A 15,501-nucleotide genomic window follows, 5' to 3' on the forward strand; every position below is an offset into this window, starting at 1 on the left:
CTCCTGTCCATGGAGCGCGCGATGCGTCAGCTATTGGCGGGATGAATCGCGCGTTTCGAAAGGAGGCTTTGGAAGCCTCCGACTTAGAAGCCCATGATGTTGTAGCCGCAATCGACGTAAATGGTCTCGCCAGTGATGGCGCCGGAGAGATCGCTGGCGAGGAATGCTGCCGCGCCGCCAACCTCGATCTGCTCTACGTTCTTGCGCAGCGGGGACTTTTCCGCATGCACCTTGAGCATCTCTCCCAAGGCGCCGACGCCGCGCGCAGCCAGCGTCTTGATGGGCCCAGCAGAAATGGCGTTGACGCGAATTCTGCGCGGACCAAGACTAGCCGCAAGATAACGCACCGTGGCCTCAAGCGCCGCTTTCGCTACGCCCATCACGTTGTAGTTGGGCACCACCTTCTCGGCGCCGTAGTAGGTGAGCGTGATGATGCTACCGCCATCGGTCATCAACGGAGCCGCAGCACGCGAGAGCGCGATCAGCGAATACACGCTGACATCGTGCGCTACGCGGAAACCTTCGCGGCTGGTGTTAACGAAGTCGCCGCGCAGATCCTCGGGCGGGGCAAAAGCAACGGCATGCACAAGCACATCGACCTTGCCGTAACGCTCCTTGATCTGTCCGAAGAGCGTATCGATCTCGGCATCATTCGAGACATCGCACTGGAAGCCTTCTGCTCCGGCCAACTCATCGATCAGACCCTGCGCCTCGGCCTTCATGCGCTCGTTCTGGTAGCAGATGGCGAGCTGTGCGCCCGCTTCCTGCAGCTTCAAGGCAATCGACCACGCGATGGACCGCTTGTTTGCGAGTCCAAACACAATCGCTACTTTGCCTTCCAGATCAATCAAATCCGCCATAGTTCATCCTCTTTCTTCTAGGCTCAGGCCCTTCCCTCTGAACGCAAACGCAAGACAGAATAGCAGTCCAAAGGGGGAAACGTTTCGCAATTGAGTATTCGCGTACCGCGATAGCAAATCCCTGCGCGATTGCAAATTTTTACGCGATTACAAATTCTTCTCCGTCACTACACTCAGCCGCCTAGATCCACCAGTTCCACGCGGCCTACAGGAACCCCGAGAAACCGTGAGCCGAGGCGCTCGAACTTCTCGACCGAATCGGTGGCAAAGCAACGAATCTGCGGGACATGGCCAAGTGCAGATGCATCGCCGCGCACAAGCTGCTGAACCTGCCTCGCAGCTTCCGCTGCTGTCGCTTCCGCTGAATCGATAACGCGCACGACACCAGCGCCCGTCAGTTCGTTGATTGTCCGTTCCAGTAATGGTCTCAGTAATGGATAGTGTGTACAACCCAGCACGAGCGTATCCGGATTTTGTCCCGCATCGTGTGCTTCTTTGAGTACTTCGGTCAGGTAGATCTTTGCGACCTCGGCTGTTACAGGGTGATCGATCCATCCCTCCTCGACCAGCGGCACCAGCAACGGACAGGCTTTTTCGACTCCATGCAGCCCGCGCCGCTGGCATGCAGCGGCGTAGGCATGGCTTGCAACCGTAGCCTCGGTCGCGATCACCAACACATTTTTTGTTGCTGTGCTTGCGTGGGCCGCGGCTGCTCCCGGCTCAATCACGCCCAGTACCGGTACCGTAACCGCAGCCTCAATTGCATCGATCGCCAGTGCGCTGGCCGTGTTGCAGGCGATCACCAGAAACTCCGCGCCCTGCTCGCGAACGAGAAACTGCGCGCTTTCCGCAGCATATTTCGCAATGGTGCGCCGCGACTTCGAGCCGTAGGGCAGCCGCGCCGTATCGCCCAGAAAGACGTATCGCGCCTGCGGCAGATGCTGTAGCAGCGCCTTGAGCACCGTCAAGCCACCAAAACCAGAGTCGAAAACCCCAATTACCGGCCCTGTCTGATTGGCCGTTCCTGCACTCTCATTCCTCAAGGCTTCGATCCCTCACTGGCCGCCGTGCCGGGCAGCTCTGCTGTTAGATAGGTGCGCGTGAGATCGGCGTGGCCTGCGAGCGTAGGCCGCTGCTGCCCATCCACGAGAAAGCGCACCTCACTCACGTTGGGCAGATTCGCATGCAACGTTGCGCAGATTGATTCCACCGTCAGCGACTCGGTGAGAATTCCTGAAGGATGCCCGTCGGCGAATGCGCCGGAAAGATTCACCACCGCCAGTTCGCCTGCAGAGTTGGGCGCGCCCTTCGCCACCGGGGCTGGCAGCAGAAACACCTGTTGCACCGCGCGGGCAACGCCCGGCACCGGATGTGTTGCGCCGGAAGCCGCATAAATCTCCAGCAGTTTTGCAAGAATTGCTCGCGCACTCGCCTCCGAGTCTTTGGGCAGAGGCAGCGAATGAGCCTCGGAGACCAGCGTTCCGTCGGAGTCGTTGGCTACCATCAACGTCACCTGCTCTTCAGGAGCGACCGCTGGAGCCACGGTCGGCGCGAGGTCTTCGCCCTTGAGCATCTGTTGATGATTTTTCTCGCGCAGCCGCACCAGCACCACCGCCATCGCAATGGAGGCAATCAGCAGCACGCCGAACAATATTTTTTGATAGCGGGGGATCACGGCGTCTGGCCTCCGCCCGATGCGGATGCGCCGCGTCCGGTATCCGCACCACCGTCTGTCTCGGACTTCCACTCGACGAGCGCGTTCACCAGCGCCTGTACCACCTGCATCTGATAATCGGCGTCAGTCACGTCGGCGATGACTTTGCCGTTAGCGGTGCGAACCGGCGCAATCTCAATCGCGAGCGCCGGGCAGGTCATGCTGTCGATTCCCGGCAGCGAGGCGCGGCCCAGAGTCGCCGGCACCGGTCCCGATCCGCCACCCTGGCCGCTCTGCTCGAAGGCGCTGTTGACCACGCCGGCAAATTTGGTGCTTCGCTCTACGTAGCCTGCCTGAGCCGTCTTCCAGGCGGCGAAGCGCGTTGGCGCTGTTGGTGCAAGAGACGAAACGAAGATGTGCGCTCCCGAGCCTGCTTCGCTGGCGTGCAGGCTCAAGCAGGCTGATCCAGCAGCAGATGCAACGGCGCGATTTGCAATCTGCGCCCGGGCGTCGCTATCGAGGGTGACGTTGCTCTCGCGGGTCGTCACCACGGTAAACCCACGCGCGGCAAGCAGCGACCGCAGACGAACGCTCATTGCCAGCGTTATGGACTTTTCGGAGGCCTGGCCTCCCTGCTGCCCGCCGGCAGCATCGCCCAGGCGCGCGCCATTGTCGTCGCCGCCATGCGCAGCGTCAATGACAACCACGAATCGCCCTGAGTTTCGGCCATTCGGCGTCTGCGCCATTGCGGGTCGAGCGACGAAAGGAAAAGCGGCGAGCAGGCAGATCAAAACGCCAGCAGCGCTGGCCCCCGTAGCACGGGGTTCAGACGTGTGCATGCCTCTCAATCGGAGGTTGCCAAGAGCCCTCAATGCGACGTCACTCCAGTCCTATCGGCAGCGTTAACCGCAACCGTTGTCAGCGGATAGCTTCTTCGGACTCGAAGTGGATATGTAACCAGCGTTGCGGTAGACCTATGTTGCATGCCAGGGGCCGTCAATCTTCGCTCGATTGTATCTTACGGCTCGTGCGCTCATTGGACGGTCAAGGCCGCCGGTCATTCCCGATGGCTACGAATGAGCAAAAGCTGTTGCTACGTAACGCGAATTCCGCAGGGTGAAACCAAATGACAATTCAATGACAGCCAACCGAAATAGGATCGTGCTAACATCCACAACACGCAGGAAGACTATGACTCGACTCCTACGTACGACACCGGCTTGTCTCCTTGCCCACTGCTGTAATGTGTTTTCCATCATTCCGGGGGCGAGTAGAGGCTGCTTGCGTGCCGTTTTTCTGTTCCTTTTCATCCTGCCGGTCTTCGCCTCCTCGCAGCTTCTCGCGCAGGATGATCCGCTGAACAAGGTGCATGTACCGGTACCTGCCTCTGCCGCAACGCCGGAGGTAGGCGCTCCGAAAGGCGCTGAAGCTCCAGCGGTTACGGGCCCGGGCGCACTACATGCCCTTCCGGGAGCACGCATCGCCGTCAACGTCGATCTGGTTCTGGTTCCCGTAACCGTCACCGATCCGATGAACCGGCTGGTGACTGGTCTTGAAGAGTCCGACTTCTTCCTCTTCGAAAACAACAACAAACAGTCGATCAAGACCTTCTCCTGTGAAGATGCTCCGGTTTCGATCGGCATCATCATGGATCTCTCCGGCTCAATGACCTCGAAATTGATCCGGGCGCGGGATTCGGTCCTTCAGTTCATGAAAACAGCAAATCCGCAGGATGAATTCTTTGTCATCGGCTTCAACGACCGGCCTGAGCTGATCGAGGACTTTACCAGTTCGGTCGACCAGATTGAATCTCGCCTGCAAACGGTGCATGCCGGGCACCGGACTGCGCTGCTAGATGCCATCTATTACGGCCTGGACAAAATGAAGACCGCCAAGAATGAGAGGAAAGCACTTCTGGTTGTCTCCGATGGAGGCGACAACCGATCCCGCTACACGGAGAGCGAGGTCAAGGCGCAGGTTCGAGAATCCGACACCGAGATTTACTCTATCGGCATCTTCGACCCCTACGCGCCGACGACCGAGGAGCGCATGGGCCCGGTTTTGCTGAACGATATCAGCGAAGAAACCGGCGGACGCATGTTCCGGGTTGACGATCTGTCGGAGATGGGTGACATTGCCGTCAAGATTTCTACCGAGCTGCGTAACCAGTATGTAATTGGTTATAACCCTTCCGCTCTGCAACGTGACGGTAAGTGGCGTAAAGTGAAGGTGAAGCTGGTGCCTCCTCAGGGCCTGCCTCCCCTGACTGTTCATGCCCGTACCGGTTACTATGCGCCTCTTCACTAGTCAAACTCTGGTGATTTTTCAAGCCAAACCTGCCGCGAAAGCGCGGATTCATGCAGGACGGACGCTTTTTTTTGCCGCCGTCGCGGCTCTCCTATGTTCGATTCCAGGCATCACGCAGACTCCTAAACAGCCTCCGCCGCTCACCGTAGACCGCGATCCGGTCCGGTCGCCAGATGCCTCTTCTGTGCCGACCTCGGGCCAGACGGCAACCAAGGAGGGCAGCGGCTACGTCGTTCACACGGACGTGGAAGAGGTCTCGCTCAATGTGACGGTTCTGGATAATCACGGCGTGGTGATCCAGGACCTCAAGGAGGGCGATTTCAAGGTGTTGGAGGATGGCGTGCAGCAGACGCTGCTCAGCTTCCAGCACGCCGATCTACCTGTCTCGATCGGACTGGTCATCGATAACTCCGGCTCCATGTATAAGAAGCGTCCCTCGGTCAACAAGGCTGCGCTGGATTTGGTGCTCGCTTCGAATCCGCAGGATGAAGCCTTCGTCGTCAATTTTGCGGACGACGCCTACATCGACCAGGACCTGACTTCGGACCCGAACAAACTGCGCGATGGCCTGGCGCATATCGAGTCGCGCGGCGGCACGGCTCTCTATGATGCCGTCGTCGCCTCCGCCGACAAACTGGCCGCCGACGCCCACCGTGCCAAGCAGGTTATCGTCATCATCACCGATGGCGAAGATAACGCCTCCACGCTCAATCTCGAACAGGCGATTCGCCGTGTGCAGCAGCTCTCCGGACCGGTTATCTACTCCATCGGCCTGCTCTTTGGCGATGAGATGTCGCACGGCGAAGTTCGTCATGCCCGGCGAGCGCTTGAAATGCTCTCCGGCGAAACCGGCGGTATTGCCTTCTTCCCCAAATCACTCGATCAGATCGATGAAATCGCCGCCGAGGTGGCGCGCGACATCCGCAGCCAGTACACGCTGGCCTATCACAGCACCAAGCCAAGCACACAGCCCGGCTTCCGGCATATCACCGTCGTTGCCCAGTCCAAGAGTGAGGGCAAGCTCAACGTACGCACGCGCACGGGCTATTATCCAGTGGTGAAGCCTCCGGCGAAACCCGCTACATCAAACCCCTGATCCCGGCTCGCGCTCTTTCGACACTTCGCGGATTGGATCAGAGGGTTTCTCCGCAACAGCATGCGCATCCTGGTTTCTTCTATGCTCGATAAAGATAAAAAAGTCAGAGATATAGCGTTATTCAACGCATTGAAGCAGGTGGCGCCAGCCGAAGCTCTGCCGGCGCATATTCCTGTCTCGGTTCTCTAAGTTTCGATCAGATTTGACAAGAGATTTTTTAGCATTCAACATTGCCGGCCGAAGAGCTGCCGCAGGTAACAGCAGATCTTCGGCTGCAAAAAAATCGAGCTAATAGAAGATCGCTCCGATCGACGTATCGCCGGCTAAGGTCACGGTACAAGTCGGAGAGTTCAACAGTGTATAGCCGGGAGCGGGAACACATCCTACCCCTCCACCCACTCCATCGCCCGAGGACCATCCGCCGAATCCCGCCCCCAGCGGAGAAGCCGTTATCACAATGGTAGATCCGGTTTCATAGGTTCCCGTGCACACTGAGCCTCCTGACGTAGAACCCGGTCCACAATGAATCAAGTTTGGAGTTCCGGTGTCTGAAGGAGCAGTGATGAGCCATGTCGTATTATTCTCGCCTGCGTTAAACACTGTAATGGTTGCGAATTGCGGATGAGCGATCTCCTGATCACACACCTGAGTTATGGGGTCTTTACAGGTAAATAGCTGAGGGCTGGACACCACAACGGTCCCATCTGGGTTGGTGGCTTCGGCAAAGATGTCGGTAAATCCGGTATAACCCTGCGCCGTGGCCAATCCGGCTGGTTCTCCCGAAACGCCAGCTGAATTAATCGACGCTACATCCGGCAAAGTGGTCACCCAGGTTACTTGATTTGTGAGGTCACGAACTGTCGGCGTGGTCGAGTACGTGCCGAACGCCAGAAATTGACCGGTCATACCGCGGTTAGAAACCGTGATTCCGTTGGGAACCACAGTGATCGAGATCAATGGCTCCTGAGCTGCGCCAAGAGTTACCGAATAGGTGCCTTGAGATACGATTTTACTGCCATCTTTGTTTGTCCAGGTCGCTGTAATCGATGCTGTGCCATTCCCGACCGCAGTGGCAAGTCCCGGCGTCCCGCTACCATTGGTTCCGATTGTGGCGACTGAGAGGTTGCTGGAAGCCCAAACTACCTGACTTGTGACGTCGAACTGCAGCCCCGTACTACCGTCGGTACCCAGCACAAAGAACTGACTCGTTTGCGCCTGCGAGGTGGCTGATTGCGACCCGGGGTACATCGTAAGTGCTGTAATCTGTTCAGGCGTGCCACCAACAACCGTAAAGGTTGCAGTACCGGTTACTACCGTGCCGTCTTCGTTGCTGGCCAACGCAGTGATCGTCGTCGTTCCTTGGCTGACTGCCGTTGCCAACCCCGTAGAGCTGATCGTGCCAATTTGCGACGAGCTTGACTGCCAAACCACTTGATTCGTGACATCCACGGTACCTCCAGCAGAAGTCGTACCGATGGCAAGAAATTGAGCCGTTACGCCGGGCGATTGTACAGACTGGGAACCAGGAATTACCGTAACTCCGGTCAGTATGGTCGAGTTGCCGCCATGTCCCCCGCCCGTCACCGTCACTTCTACTACGTTGCTGGTGATCAGGCCGCCAAATCCGTTCGTACTGGCTGTGATGGTTGTCGTTCCGGCGCCAACCCCCGTCACCACTCCGGTTGAGCTCACCGTCGCCACCGCAGTAATACTGGAAGCCCAGGTAACCTGATTGGTGATATTACTCTGGCTCGATGGATGGTTTCCGTGCGAGGTCGTTCCGGTCGCGGTCAACTGCACGGTAGCTCCGGCCGCCAGACTCACTGTAGATGGGCTCACCGCGATGGAATCAATTCCAGTCGCGGAGCCGCATCCGAAAAAGGGCACAAAGAGGCCAACCAGCAGAAGCGCTCCAACCAGGGCACGAACACGCATACTCTCTCCTCGCAGACGCAAAAGGGCGCAGCTTTTTGTGGTCATAGCTCCGCCCGGTTGCTTAACTTAAAGTCATTGCAAGTTCATTGCCATGCTTCAATCACCCTCAAGCCGTACGAATTGAACGGCTTACCTCATCCTTTCCCGGAGAGGTGTAACCATCCGTATACCTATCCCCGCAGCCAGATACGCCCGTTTACAGAACGGGCCTGGAAAGCAGAAAATTGCCGGCGAGCTATTAACTCACCGGCAAGAATTGTTCATCTTTCTCTTTTAAACCGCCTGGGACTCCTTTTCGAGTTCGGCGATGTACTCCACCACAGCCTCACTGAAGCCGTCGATATGAATCCATCCGCCATCACCAGAGCCATACCCGACTCCGTTGCGCGCACTGGCTACGTTGATTACGTACCCACGCCCGCGCGGAGCGGTAACCCGGTCATGCGACTGTTCGTCGGTGATTACCACCAGGCGGTCGTATCGCGGATGCTCCCACTCCACCTGCTTGAGAGCGGCTCCAAGATACGTTCCTCCGTGCGGCTGGCTCCGTTCAATCGCGTCGCGCAGCGCCAACCCACGCCTCGCCGGAACCTGCTTTACAGCATCCGAAAAGGAGTAGATCGACACCCGCTGCGCGATCTCCCGCAGCAGAATCGCCAGACCATATGCCGCGTCTGTCCGGTTCATCTCTGAACGCCGCGATAAAGGCGACTCCATCGAGCCCGAGACATCCACAAGCAAGATGGTGTGCCCGGCCAGCTTCGAGCTCCGCCCTTCAAGCGAACGGAACATCGCCAGCTCCAGCGCCTCTTCCCACTGCATAGCATTTCGCGCCGCAGCCAGGAAGCGGAAAGGCAGCACCCGCTCCGTCTTCATCTGAGCCAGCGCCGACAGTACCAGATCCTCACGTACCCCGGCCTGTGCCATGTTGCGCAGGTTACGCAACAGGGCCAGCGCTCCAAGCCGACGCTCGGAGAGCAGCCGCTCCCAGACCCCAGCCTTGGAGACCCCATCGGCCTGTCCGGCAGCCGACAGCGCCACCTCCCAGGTATCGGGAACCGTAAGCTCGTTGGCCACGAGGCGCTTCCACAGCTCTGCCTGCTCGCTATCCAGCGGCTTGGCGTGCGAAAGGAACAGCACGTCGCGCAGCCGAACAGACGCTGCCCGGTCGTACTTGGCCAGCGCGTACTCGTCGAACTTGACGAATGCCTCAGCAAGCCCCTTCTTCACCTGCGCCGACAAAGGAACGCGTCCTTCGGCCCAGTAGATGGCCAGAAACTCAGCCAACTCATCCGCTCGCTGAATCACACGCTGCAGCGTTTCCGCCACCAGCGCGCGGTGTGTTGCATGACGCGCCATTTCGCGCACCAGCAACAGCGGCACATGACGCAGCTTCATCCGCTCGCGAGCTTCAACAGCGAGAGCGGCAACCTCAGCCGCAGCGACCCGAGGCACTAGCATCCGGATGCGATCCGCGATCGACTGGCCGTCCTCGTAGAACTCCTTCTCCCACAACATGCACGAGAGGACCGAGCGCCGCAGCATCTGTTCCGCGCTCAGCACCTTCGCCGGAGCTCCCTCGTGGGTGCGCAGCGGAGTATTCTCGTAGTCGTCCAGTTTCAGTACATTCAATCGCATCGTTTGCCTCGTTTCTCAGGCGCTATGCCTGAAGTCGGTAATTCCCTGCCGGGGAATGAGTCGGGAACGGAACCAGGTGCTCTGCCTTTGAGCTACCCAGACTTGCGTCCGGGGCGGGACTCGAACCCGCAACCCCCCGCGTGTCGAGCGATGTATCCGTTCCCTGCGCCACCGGCAGGATTGTTATCGTTCGGAACTAGACGCTCAGTGCAACAGCGTCTACGTCCTCGAATTCTTCTTCACTGTCCTCGTCGTTTATCGGAGCCGGATCAAATTCCGGTTTTTCGGTCTCACCTGAAGTCGCACCGAATCCCCGCATCTTCTTCGAAACTCTGACAGGCTGAATTTCGATCGCAAGCTTCTCCATCTGCTGCCAGGTGGGTTTGAACTTGTCCTGAAAATCTGTGCATTGATGCACCACAAACGGGACCGCAATGCTCGGATACACATTGGTGCAGATCACCAGCATGTCCGACTCGCGGTATCCAGTCGTGATCTGCGCATTGCTGCAGCTCTGGCAGAGGTTTTCATTGCCGACGGGCGTCCCATTCTTCATGTATGTCTTTCCCATATCCTCATCACTCGCTATCCGGCGCGTGCCGGAAGAAAAGCTGGCCGGGGAATAAGTCGGCGACGGGCTCTTACCGTTGCTCTACCACTGAGCTATTGAAGCTTGCGCCTCACGAGGGATTCGAACCCTCCACACGCGGTTTATCGTCGAAGTATCCGTTGCCTGCGCCACCGGCCAGGTGGCTGTTGATTGCGTTGCACATCCACTGCGCCGGGGAATAAACGGCGAGAGTTCGGAAGATCGCCTGCGAAACCCAGTCCCTCAACACTGCCGCGCAAAAGACGCAGAGTTCTATTCCGCAGAGCGATCTTCCGGCGGGGTTTCCTTTCCCCGCTGTTTCATGGCAGGAAGTAGCTCTCTCCTGTCGCCACCGGCGCATAACTTAGAGACAGACTTACCTTGTTCACCGCGGATAACTTATCCTGGGCGTCAATTGATCTAATAAGTCTGAAACTCTTCCAGGTCTTCCCAGGGGAACAAACAGGAGCGGGGGTTATCGTTCGTCAGTCGAAGTACCCGCACCCTTCGCCACCTGGGAAGAGTTTGTTGGCATCAGGTCTGCTGCCTTCGCCATTGCACCGCTTGATCCCATTTGGGATCAAAGCAGCGAGATGACTGCGAGAAACAGCAATACCCTCAGCAGAAAATACGGAAATCCAATGTGCATGCGCTTTGCGTAGGATGCGCCAGCAAGGGGATTACTGGTAATCAGGAAGCCACGCCCGGACGCCGGTAAAGCCGGACTTCGGCTCTGCCAGCTCACGCACCTGGTAAATCGAGTTGTGCGTCATGTGTTCCATCGGGCGTTTCTCCTACGCGAAGTTAGATTGCCACAACTTACACGAAAATTGCAAGCACTTATGGCAATGTTTGCGAGAAATATATATAGCCCTGCCAATATATCGGTGGAAAACTTGCCGCTCATAGACCTTGGACTATCTCACTACCCGGATGGCAGGTACTCCACCGTGGCAATATATGACAACATCGTGAATTGCCAGCCAGTCACTCATTACAACCATGCCTGTCTCAAACTAAAAGACCCCGGAGCACGCCAGGATGGGGCTCACATTTGGAAATAGGTATGATGGAGATAAGTGTGCGGGTCAAACCGGCGCTCAACATCTCCTGCCGCTGACAGGCAAAAGCCGTCAGGCAAAATCTGACGCTCCTCCGGGCCGGTGCTTTACACCTCGGCTCGATGCAACGCACTCATCATCAAGGAGAAGCTACCGCTGCAACCCGTGAGCCGCCTGCAATCATTTCAAGCCATTTTCTTTCCAAGACTGCGGCGTTTCCTCCAGTTCCTGCCTTCTCAGGGAATCTCCACAGCCGCAAGCCTACTCTACGGCTTCCTATGCGTTCGCATGCTACCGAAGCCGGAATACGCTAAGTTTACCGTCGTCTTCGGCTTCCTCGGCACTCTTACCATCCTGTCCGACATCAGTCTCTCCAGCTCGCTGATCCCGCTTATCGGCGATCGCATCGATGACCTGCAGTGGATTGCCGACCACGTTGCATCTCTGCGGCAATTGTCACACCGGCTTTACTTCCTAGTAGCACCGGTCGCTATTATCGGGTTCCCACTCATCGTCCGCCATCAACCCTGGGATTGGCAGATCGTCGCCTCCATGATTGCCATCCTGCTCGTCTCCGCCTGGTTCTCGCGTCTTTCCGGCGCCTACGGCGCGGTGCTCATCGTTCGCCGCGACCGCGAGCGATGGCTTTGGGCGCAAAAGGCTTCAAGCCTCGGCACTCTCGCGCTGCTGCTCCTCTTCTGGGCATTGCATTGGCTTAACGCCTTTGCAGCCATCCTTATCAATGTCAGCGGCATTATTTTAATCAGCCAGATCTATTACTTTCGGGCCAGGCATCTTCTCGGAGTACGCGGAAACCCTTCCAAGGAAAAACGACGCGCCATCATTCACCTGGCGGTGCCCTCCATACCAGGGGCCATCTTTTATGCGGTTCAGGGACAAATCTCGGTTCTTCTCATCACTATTTTTGGACGCATCGATGGAGTTGCAAATATCGGCGCTCTGGGCCGTCTCGCACAAATTTACACCGTCTTTACGCAGATGAATCCACTCCTCCTGGAGCCTTACTTCGCCAAAATATCCAAAGCTCAGCTCAAGTCCAGCTATGTCGTCATGCTCGCAGCTACGTTGGGTCTCTGCGGTTCCATCACCGGCGCCGCAGCCCTCTTCCCGCGGCTATTCCTCCTGATATTAGGCCCCAAATACGCAGGCCTGAATCTCGAACTGTTGCTGGTTATAGCCGCGGCCTCCATCGGTTTTTTGGCGGGCGTTCTCTATGTTGTCCACTGTTCCCGCCGCTTTGTGTATTGGTGGAGCGGTCTTTTGACCATCGTGCTTACGGTCATTCTCCAAATCATTTACATCTGGCGTGTTGACCTCGGAACCATGAAGGCTGTTCTCACGCTGGGTCTGCTGTCTTCAATCATTGGCTTGTTCGTAAATGTGCTCACTGGCATATATGGCTTCGTGCGAGGACCGCGAGAACTAGCGATTATGCAGGAAAATGTAGAAGCGTAGTCCATTCCGGCCGCCTGCAGACAGCCGGACCAGTTCACTAAAGCATGCACACCCTGCCCGCAGGCTAAGTTTGCCATGCGCGCTACACTGGACGAGCATGTCCATCGCCGCTTCTGTCACACGCGTTTTGCACGTCGCCGACGACATTACCCAGCTTGTTGGCTCCACTCCGATGCTGCGCCTCAATCACATTGCAGCTGTGACTGACGCAGCGCTTTTTGCCAAGCTCGAATTCCTGAACCCAGGCGGCAGCATCAAAGACCGCGCCGCACTGGGCATGATTCTCGATGCCGAGGCGCGCGGGCTGCTGCATCCCGGTTCGACCATTCTGGAAGCAACGGCAGGCAACACCGGTGTCGGCCTTGCGCTTATCGGCGTGAATCGCGGATATAAAGTAAAGCTCTTCGTCCCCGAAGGATTTGCCGAAGAGAAGTGCATTCTCATGCGTGGTTTTGGTGCGGAAGTGATTCGCACGCCGGAAGCGGAAGGCATGAAGGGCGCGATCGACCGTGCGCGTAAGGCTGCGGAAGCTATTCCAGATTCATTCACCGCGATGCAGTTCAGCAATCAGGCCAATCCCGACTTTCATCACGACACAACCGCCGTTGAGATATGGGAGCAGATGGAAGGCCGCGTCGACGCCTTTGTTGCCGGCGTTGGCACTGGCGGCACGTTCAGCGGCATTGCGCGCTTTCTCAAAGAGAAAAACGCTGCCTGCATCACCGTAGCCGTCGAGACACAGGGATCGATCTTGCAGGGTGGCGCGCCGGGCAAGCACAAGGTGGAAGGTATCGGTGTCAGCTTTATCCCTGAAACCTTTCATCGCGAGTTCTGCGACCGCATCGTTGCCGTGAGTGATGAGGATGCGTTTGCGATGGTGAAACGCCTTGCGGCGGTAGAAGGCCTGCTGGGCGGATCAAGCGCCGGAGCGGCTGTACATGCCGCTGCACAGCTTGCACGCGAACTAGGCGCAGGCAAGCGCATCGCTCTCATCATTCCCGACTCGGCTGAGCGCTATCTCTCGAAGAAGATCTTCGAGGGTGGTGTGTGACGCAGCCTTGGCATCGATACAAGTTCGACGCGATAAGCTAATAACTGACTATGTCTGAATACAAATACGCAACGCTTGCCGTACACGCAGGCCAGCAGCCCGATCCACAAACTGGCGCCGTCAATGTTCCGGTCTACCTGACCTCTACCTTTGAGCTGACAGGAGTCGGCACAGACAAGGGATGGGACTACTCCCGCGCTGGAAACCCCACGCGCGCGCGGCTGGAAGAGGCTCTCACCGCGCTCGAAGGCGGCACGTGCGGCCACGCGTTTTCGAGCGGCATGGCGGCTATCACGGCGCTGGTCTCACCGCTCCATGCGGGGGATCATCTGATCTGCTCGCAGAATGTCTACGGCGGCACGGCGCGCCTGCTCGATCGGGTCATTCAACACTTCGGCATTGAGATTGAATACGTCGATCTCACTGATCTCGATCTGCTCAAGAAGTCCATTAAGGCCAACACAAAGCTGGTGCATGTCGAGACGCCGACCAATCCGCTGATGCAGCTTACTGATATCGCAGCGGTAGCTGAAGTGGTACATAAGGCCGGTGTCGAAGTCAGCGTCGACAACACGTTTATGTCGCCCGCGCTGCAGAGCCCCATCGCACTTGGCGCCGACATCGTCATGCATTCGACGACGAAGTTTTTGAACGGTCACTCCGACGGCCTCGGCGGTGCGCTGATTGGCACCAAGCCGGAGCACAAAGACCGCTTCCTGCTGATGCAGAAAGCCATGGGCGGTATTCTGTCGCCGTTCGAGTGCTTCCTGGTGCTGCGCGGCATCAAGACCCTGCCGCTACGCATGAAGCAGCATGAAGAGAACGGCCGCGCCGTTGCCGCATTTCTTGCGAAGCATGCAAAGGTGCAGAAGATTTTCTATCCGGGCCTTGAGACGCATCCGCAGCATGAGCTTGCGAAGCGGCAGCAGAAGGGCTTCGGCTCGATGATGACGCTGGAGCTTGGATCGCGCGAAGCCGTTGACCGGTTCCTGAAGAGCGTCAAAATCTTTTTGAATGCCGAGTCACTTGGCGGAGTCGAATCGCTTGCGTCGCACTCGGCTACCTCGACCCATGCCGCGCTCACCGAAGAGCAGCGCCTCAAGATTGGCATCACGCAGGGGCTGGTGCGGCTCTCGGTCGGCATCGAGGACAAGGACGACCTGATCGCGGATCTGTCCCAGGCGCTCGATCACGTATAGACCACATACATGCAAGATGTCCGGCGAAAGATTGCGCATCGCGGGACACGTATTGACCAGCGTCTGTCGAGTATTGCGCAACGTGGCACGCCGATTACGCAGTATCTGACGTTTATTGCACATCGTCACACGCGCATTGCGCAGCGTTTTTCGTCAGTTCAGCGTGACTACGATCTTGCGCGCGTCGCCGCCGGTTGAAGTCACCACAATTTCACCATCAGCATGCTTGCGGATGCTCTCGAACTTTTCTCCCCACTCGACGAGAACGATGGCGTCATCCGTTCGCATTTCTTCGAACCCAAGCGAATCCAACTGACGCTCGGTTTCGAGGCGATATAGATCGAGATGCAGCAGTTTCACAGATTTGCCGTTGAGCGTACCGGCATACTCATGCACCAGGGTAAACGTGGGGCTTGTCACTTCATCGGGATCGGCTGCGCCAAGCGCCGAGGCTATCCCCTTGACCAGCGTCGTTTTGCCTGCGCCCAGATCACCCCGCAGAATCAACAACTTCGGCGGCGTCAGATTGTCGACGAGCTTGCGGCCAATGGCTACGGTTCCGGCAGCGGATTTGCTCTCGTATTCGTGGCTTGCGGCAGCAGTCTTTGTCATGGCGCTCCTGTATGGCGAGAAAA

The 15,501-nt window shown here is 57.6% G+C and carries 13 protein-coding genes; 5 read left to right on the forward strand and 8 right to left on the reverse strand.

Annotated elements, in window-relative coordinates:
- Positions 1–83: 83 nt before the first annotated feature.
- The 4 genes from OHL22_RS09355 to OHL22_RS09370 form a co-directional block, all read right to left on the reverse strand.
- A complete protein-coding gene (locus OHL22_RS09355) occupies positions 84–851 on the reverse strand; it encodes an enoyl-ACP reductase FabI (protein WP_263336878.1) in 768 nt (255 codons plus the stop codon).
- A gap of 182 nt (positions 852–1,033) precedes the next feature.
- Positions 1,034–1,903, reverse strand: a complete 870-nt coding sequence (gene murI / locus OHL22_RS09360) for a glutamate racemase (protein WP_263335989.1) — start codon at positions 1,901–1,903, stop codon at positions 1,034–1,036.
- On the reverse strand, positions 1,900–2,535 hold the full coding sequence (locus OHL22_RS09365) for a GerMN domain-containing protein (protein ID WP_263335991.1): 636 nt from the start codon (positions 2,533–2,535) through the stop codon (positions 1,900–1,902). The genes murI and OHL22_RS09365 overlap by 4 nt, the downstream gene beginning before the upstream one ends.
- Positions 2,532–3,353 carry an N-acetylmuramoyl-L-alanine amidase family protein gene (locus OHL22_RS09370; RefSeq protein ID WP_263335993.1) on the reverse strand — a complete coding sequence of 274 codons (822 nt, stop codon included), beginning with the start codon at positions 3,351–3,353 and terminating at the stop codon, positions 2,532–2,534. Before OHL22_RS09370 ends, OHL22_RS09365 begins: the two co-directional genes overlap by 4 nt.
- A gap of 442 nt (positions 3,354–3,795) precedes the next feature.
- On the opposite strand from OHL22_RS09370, the gene OHL22_RS09375 reads away from it, so the two are divergent.
- On the forward strand, positions 3,796–4,821 hold the full coding sequence (locus OHL22_RS09375) for a VWA domain-containing protein (protein ID WP_263335995.1): 1,026 nt from the start codon (positions 3,796–3,798) through the stop codon (positions 4,819–4,821).
- Positions 4,787–5,917, forward strand: coding sequence for a VWA domain-containing protein (locus OHL22_RS09380; RefSeq protein WP_263335997.1), 1,131 nt, complete (start codon positions 4,787–4,789; stop codon positions 5,915–5,917). The genes OHL22_RS09375 and OHL22_RS09380 overlap by 35 nt, the downstream gene beginning before the upstream one ends.
- A gap of 288 nt (positions 5,918–6,205) precedes the next feature.
- Here OHL22_RS09380 and OHL22_RS09385 read toward each other — a convergent pair whose 3' ends face one another.
- From OHL22_RS09385 to OHL22_RS09395, 3 genes are all read right to left on the reverse strand, one after another.
- A complete protein-coding gene (locus OHL22_RS09385) occupies positions 6,206–7,852 on the reverse strand; it encodes an Ig-like domain-containing protein (protein WP_263336000.1) in 1,647 nt (548 codons plus the stop codon).
- A 273-nt stretch (positions 7,853–8,125) separates the two neighbouring features.
- On the reverse strand, positions 8,126–9,490 hold the full coding sequence (locus OHL22_RS09390) for a TROVE domain-containing protein (RefSeq protein ID WP_263336001.1): 1,365 nt from the start codon (positions 9,488–9,490) through the stop codon (positions 8,126–8,128).
- 196 nt (positions 9,491–9,686) lie between these two features.
- Positions 9,687–10,061, reverse strand: a complete 375-nt coding sequence (locus OHL22_RS09395; protein WP_263336004.1) for a hypothetical protein — start codon at positions 10,059–10,061, stop codon at positions 9,687–9,689.
- A gap of 1,367 nt (positions 10,062–11,428) precedes the next feature.
- Here OHL22_RS09395 and OHL22_RS09400 point away from each other — a divergent pair.
- The 3 genes from OHL22_RS09400 (at position 11,429) to OHL22_RS09410 (ending at position 14,866) form a co-directional block, all read left to right on the forward strand.
- Positions 11,429–12,616 carry a hypothetical protein gene (locus tag OHL22_RS09400; protein ID WP_263336006.1) on the forward strand — a complete coding sequence of 396 codons (1,188 nt, stop codon included), beginning with the start codon at positions 11,429–11,431 and terminating at the stop codon, positions 12,614–12,616.
- 97 nt (positions 12,617–12,713) lie between these two features.
- Positions 12,714–13,667: a cysteine synthase A gene (cysK, locus tag OHL22_RS09405; protein ID WP_263336009.1), complete on the forward strand. Its 954-nt coding sequence runs from the start codon at positions 12,714–12,716 to the stop codon at positions 13,665–13,667.
- A gap of 50 nt (positions 13,668–13,717) precedes the next feature.
- The gene (locus OHL22_RS09410; protein WP_263336010.1) at positions 13,718–14,866 is read left to right on the forward strand and encodes a trans-sulfuration enzyme family protein; all 1,149 of its coding nucleotides are present in this window, start codon (positions 13,718–13,720) and stop codon (positions 14,864–14,866) included.
- 153 nt (positions 14,867–15,019) lie between these two features.
- Here the strand turns inward: OHL22_RS09410 and tsaE are convergent, their stop codons facing one another.
- Positions 15,020–15,478 carry a tRNA (adenosine(37)-N6)-threonylcarbamoyltransferase complex ATPase subunit type 1 TsaE gene (gene tsaE, locus OHL22_RS09415; RefSeq protein ID WP_263336011.1) on the reverse strand — a complete coding sequence of 153 codons (459 nt, stop codon included), beginning with the start codon at positions 15,476–15,478 and terminating at the stop codon, positions 15,020–15,022.
- Positions 15,479–15,501 lie beyond the last annotated feature (23 nt).

It is taken from the genome of Acidicapsa dinghuensis (genome assembly GCF_025685685.1).
GTDB classification, from domain to species: domain Bacteria; phylum Acidobacteriota; class Terriglobia; order Terriglobales; family Acidobacteriaceae; genus Acidicapsa; species Acidicapsa dinghuensis.

Bases quoted from the DNA above. Each gene is read 5' to 3' on its own strand.
- OHL22_RS09400 (WP_263336006.1), top strand. From the start codon at position 11,429: ATGCTACCGAAGCCGGAATACGCTAAGTTTACCGTCGTCTTCGGCTTC.
- OHL22_RS09395 (WP_263336004.1), bottom strand. From the start codon at position 10,061: ATGGGAAAGACATACATGAAGAATGGGACGCCCGTCGGCAATGAAAAC.
- OHL22_RS09380 (WP_263335997.1), top strand. From the start codon at position 4,787: ATGCCCGTACCGGTTACTATGCGCCTCTTCACTAGTCAAACTCTGGTG.
- OHL22_RS09385 (WP_263336000.1), bottom strand. From the start codon at position 7,852: ATGCGTGTTCGTGCCCTGGTTGGAGCGCTTCTGCTGGTTGGCCTCTTT.
- cysK (WP_263336009.1), top strand. From the start codon at position 12,714: ATGTCCATCGCCGCTTCTGTCACACGCGTTTTGCACGTCGCCGACGAC.
- OHL22_RS09370 (WP_263335993.1), bottom strand. From the start codon at position 3,353: ATGCACACGTCTGAACCCCGTGCTACGGGGGCCAGCGCTGCTGGCGTT.
- OHL22_RS09410 (WP_263336010.1), top strand. From the start codon at position 13,718: ATGTCTGAATACAAATACGCAACGCTTGCCGTACACGCAGGCCAGCAG.
- tsaE (WP_263336011.1), bottom strand. From the start codon at position 15,478: ATGACAAAGACTGCTGCCGCAAGCCACGAATACGAGAGCAAATCCGCT.
- OHL22_RS09390 (WP_263336001.1), bottom strand. From the start codon at position 9,490: ATGCGATTGAATGTACTGAAACTGGACGACTACGAGAATACTCCGCTG.